The sequence below is a fragment of the Candidatus Clostridium helianthi genome (assembly GCF_045310795.1).
Lineage (GTDB): Bacteria > Bacillota > Clostridia > Clostridiales > Clostridiaceae > Clostridium > Clostridium helianthi.
Window position 1 is genome coordinate 1 of sequence record NZ_JBJIAB010000146.1, and the last position, 328, is coordinate 328.

At 36.3% G+C, this 328-nt stretch carries 1 rRNA gene; it reads right to left on the reverse strand.

The features are described 5' to 3' along the window. Window positions 1-74: ribosomal RNA gene (locus tag ACJDTP_RS27565) — 23S ribosomal RNA — on the reverse strand; the annotation flags it as partial. Window positions 75-328 lie beyond the last annotated feature (254 nt).

The window sequence follows — 328 nt, forward strand, 5'->3', positions numbered from 1 at the left end:
TTATCGCAGCTTATCGCGTCCTTCATCGGCTCCTGATGCCAAGGCATTCACCATGCGCCCTTTGTAGCTTGACCTTTGGTTCGCTCACTTATTAGTACCAATAACTTCGTCAGCTGCGTGTTTTACTCACTCACGTACATGAAGTACGCTCACTTCCTAAAACTCTTGCTTCCTCGCTCTTGTCACTACTAAGCTTCGCTTTTGGTAAATTAATATATTTTATTCAAATACTTTTAATTTACTTAATCATTTCACAAAGAATATTTATTCTTGGCTTTGTTGTATTTTATATATACATTAAATCTATGTGCAATTTTCAAAGAACATC